The 4,148-nt window shown below is 69.3% G+C and carries 3 protein-coding genes; all 3 read left to right on the top strand.

What is annotated here, in order from left to right:
- The coding region (locus tag AC1DZQ_RS22405) for a xylulokinase (RefSeq protein WP_476965561.1) at window positions 1-884 on the top strand (884 nt) is incomplete at its 5' end.
- Window positions 868-2,238, top strand: a complete 1,371-nt coding sequence (locus AC1DZQ_RS22400; protein ID WP_476965560.1) for an iron-containing alcohol dehydrogenase — start codon at window positions 868-870, stop codon at window positions 2,236-2,238. The genes AC1DZQ_RS22405 and AC1DZQ_RS22400, both read left to right, overlap by 17 nt.
- Before the next feature lie 474 nt (window positions 2,239-2,712).
- The gene (gene eat, locus AC1DZQ_RS22395; RefSeq protein ID WP_476965559.1) at window positions 2,713-4,122 is read left to right on the top strand and encodes an ethanolamine permease; all 1,410 of its coding nucleotides are present in this window, start codon (window positions 2,713-2,715) and stop codon (window positions 4,120-4,122) included.
- Window positions 4,123-4,148: the final 26 nt, after the last annotated feature.

Raw genomic sequence — 4,148 nt, 5'->3', positions numbered from 1 at the left:
AGATCGGCCGGGCCACCGACGTGGCCGGCACGCTGACCGCGGAGGCCGCGGCCGCGCTGGGCCTGACCACGCGGTGCGCGGTCGTGGTGAGCACCGGCGATGACCACGCCGCGTGCCTGGGCGCCGGGGGCGTCCGGCCCGGGGTGGTCGTGGACATCCTGGGCACGGCCGAGCCGGTCGGCGTCTCGAGCAGCGTCCCGGTCTTCGACGAGACCAAACTCGTCGAGACCCATGCGCACGCGGTCGAGGGCAGCTACCTGATCGAGAACCCCGGCTTCGTCTCCGGCGGGAACACGCTCTGGTTCGCCAAGAACGTGCTCGGCATCAGCCAGCAGGAGTTCTTCGACCGCGCCGCCCAGTCCCGGCCGGGGGCCCGCGGGGTCCGCTTCATCCCGGCCCTGACCGGATCGATGGCGCCGCGCTGGAACGACGGGCTGCGCGGGACATTCTCCGGGCTGTCGATGAACCATGACTCCGCCGACATGGCCCGGGCGATCATCGAGGCGAACTGTTTCGCGTTCCGGGACATCTACGACCGGATCGACGCGATGGGCCTGGCCCGGTCGGTCCGGGTCGTCGGCGGCGGAGCCCGCAGCGCGCTCTGGCTCTCGGCCAAGGCGACCCTCTGCGGGACCCCGATCAGCAAGGTGCTGACCGAAGAGACCAGCGCAACGGGTGGGGCACTACTCGCCGCCGTTGCCGCCGGCACCTTCGCCAGCCTCGAAACCGCCGTCGACGCCGTCGTCGAGCTGGATCCCGCCACCATCGACCCCGAACCGGCCCACGCCGAGGCCCTCGAATCGGCCTACCAGGAATACCGCTCCCTCTTCGACGCCGTCGAATCCATCTCCCGGAAAGAAACCCGCCATGACGCTCTCGTCTGACCTCGACCGCTACCTCACCCACCCGCTGGTCGGCCTCGACCAGGTCGTCATCGGCCCCGACGTGCTGGACTCCGTCCGGGACATCGTCGCCGCACTGCCGGCACACAACACCATCGCACTCCTCACCGACGGGGACGACTACACCACCGGCTCCGGCGCCTACCTCAAACCCGCCGTCACCGCCCTCCTGCAGACCCTCGGCACGGTCAATACCGTAGTCCTGCCCGGCCACGTCCACGCCGACGAACCCACCGTCGCCGCCGCGACCGCCGGCTGCGGGGGTGCGGATGTCATCGTCACCATCGGCTCCGGCACCCTCTGCGACATCGGCAAGGTCGCCGCCGGGAACCGGCCCCACGTGGTCGTGCAGAGCGCCGCCTCGGTCAACGGCTTCGCCGACGACCAGTCCGTGCTGCTGATCAACGGCGTCAAGCGCACCGCGCACTCCGGCTGGCCCAGCGCCATTGTCGTGGACAGCGATGTCCTCGAGGGCGCGCCGGCGGTGCTGAACCGTTCCGGGCTCGGGGACATGATCTCGATGTTCACCGCCCCGGCCGACTGGTACCTCTCCTCGCTGGTCGACATGGACCGCGGTTTCTCCGCCGAGGCCGCGGGCATGACCCGCCGCCACGGCACCGAACTCCTGGCCCTGGCCGAAGGTGTCGGGTCCTCGGACCCGGAGTCCCTGGCCACCCTGGCGAAGTTCGTCACCCTCTCCGGGATCTCGATGGGCGTCGCGGGACAGACCTCCCCGTCCTCGGGCATGGAACACGTCGTGAGCCACCTGCTGGACATGGCCAGCACCGCCCGCGGCACGGACACCGCCCACCACGGAGCCCAGGTCGGCGTCGCGACCGTCGTCGTCGCCATTCTGTGGCGGACGATGAACGAGCGGCTCCGCACCGGACGCCTCGGCACCCTGCGGCTCCCGGACCCGGCCGAGGCCGAACGCACCGTCCGGGAAGCCTTCGACTGGATGGACGAAGCCGGCGCGACCAGCACCGAGTGCTGGTCCGACTACTCCAAAAAGCTCGAACACCTCCGCGCCGTCGACGCCGGCACCAAAATCCGCGACGCCGCCGAATCCTGGTGCGCCCAYGCCCACGTGCTCTCCGGCCTGCTCGGCGAACCCGAAGCCATCGYCGCGGCACTGCGCGCCGCCGGCGCACCCACCCGGTTCTCCGAACTSGAAAACSCCAGCAAGGARGACGACGTGATCTGGGCRCTCACGAACTGCCACCTCATGCGCAACCGCTTCAACATCGCCGACCTCGCCTACCTCACCGGCGCCTGGACCACGACCGACGTCCWGGCCGCCCTGTCCGAGGCAGAACGCATCGGCGCCGGCCTCTAACCCCACCGGCCCGCAACACCCCGCCGCCAACCCCGGCACCACCCGCCGCTACCCCCGCGGCACCACCCGCCGCTACCCCCGCGGCACCACCCGCCGCGTTCCCGGACACACCCCGTCCCGGGACCGCGGCACGCCCCCCACCAGCACACCCCGGCAGCCGCCAGTCCGGGCACGAAAAATACCCGGGAAAATAATGCAGACAYTCTCTTGTTAGACGTCTAACGACTTGGTATGCTTGATGTACCGGGTCGCGAAGGCCCCTCACGGAGAGTTTCCCCGCCGATGACGTCAGGGAAATGCCAGGCCCGCCACCTCTGCGGCGGCCGGCGGCCGTTCGCAGCACCCCGGTGCCGGAGCGCTGATGTTTCAGCCCGGCACCCAGCCACGGTTTGTCCCGCGGCTTCCTCGTCAAATATCAGACGGTCCATGTCCCGTGGCGCCGGTGATTGATACAACCCGCAAAGGAGCAGGTCAGTGTCACAAACAGTTGCAACTCCCGCCGTTCAGGCGGAGGGCAAGAAGAAGCACCTCAACAAGGTGGCAGGACCCGTGCTGCTGTGGGGCATCGGCGTCGGCGCCGTGATCTCCGGTGACTACTACGGGTGGAACGCGGGCCTCGGGCTCACCGGCTACTGGGGCTACCTGATCGCGATCGCGATCATGGGCCTGCTCTACGCCGGCCTCTCGACCGTGATCGGCGAACTCTCCGCCGCCGTGCCGCACGCCGGCGGCGCCTACGCCTACGTCCGCACCGCCCTGGGCCGGGTCTGGGGCTACCTCGCCGGGGTCAGCGTCCTGCTCGAGTTCGTCTTTGCCCCGGTCGCGGTGGCACTGACCGTCGGCGCGTACGTCCAGGTCCTCTTCCCCGACGTGCCGATCCTGGTCAGCGCCGCGGTCCTCTACATCGGCTCCACCGTCGTCCACCTCCTCGGCGCCGGAAACTCGATGAAGATCGAGTTCGTTTTCACCGCCGTCGCGGTCATCGGCCTCATCGTCTTCATGGTCATCGGYGCCCCGAAGATGTCACTGGATAACCTGAACGCCTACTCCGGCGGGGCCATCCTGCCCAACGGCATCGGCGGCCTCTGGGCCACCCTGCCGCTCGCCGCCTGGTTCTTCTTCGCCATCGAGTCCCTCCCCATGGCCGCCGAAGAGACCAAGAACCCCGCCAAGGACATCCCCAAGGCCCTGATCATGGCCTTCATCACCCTCGCCGTGGTCGGCATCGGCACCCTCACCGTCGCCGCCGGCGTCGGCGGGTCCGACTTCCCCGGAGCCGCAGCCCCGCTGACCGTGGCCCTGTCCAACGTCGTCGGATCCCAGACCTGGATCGTCCCGGTGATCGCCATCTTCTCCCTCGCGGCCCTGGTCGCCTCGTTCCACGCGATCGTGATCGCCTACTCACGCCAGACCTTCGCCCTGTCCCGGGCCGGCTACCTGCCCGCATGGCTCTCCAAGCTCAACAAGCACCACGCCCCGATCGGCTCGCTCATCGTCCCCGGCGTCATCGGCTTCGTCTTCGTCGTCCTGGGCAACACCATCCTCCCGGACGCCATCCCGGTCCTGGTCACCCTCTCCGTGCTCGTCGCGGCCGTGTCCTACATGCTGATGATGGCCGCAGCCCTGGTGCTGCGGAAGAAGCGCCCCGAACTGCACCGCCCCTACAAGGCCCGCGGCGGACGCGTCACGATGTGGATCGCCCTGGTCCTGGCCGGAATCCTCATCCCCGCCGCCCTGGTCAGCTTCCCGCTCGCCTTCGTCATCGCCGCGATCATGGTGGCCCTGTTCATGGCCTACTACTTCGCCGTCGGCCGCAAACGCGTCGGCAACTACACCGCCGAAGAAGAACTCGCACTGACCGACCACGCCCTGACCGAAGCCTGACCCAACACGCCCGACCCAACAGGCCC

Source organism: Arthrobacter sp. P1_C12_2 (assembly GCF_056406415.1).
The sequence above is the reverse complement of the archived record's forward strand: the minus strand, read 5'-3'. Positions and strand labels throughout refer to the sequence as shown.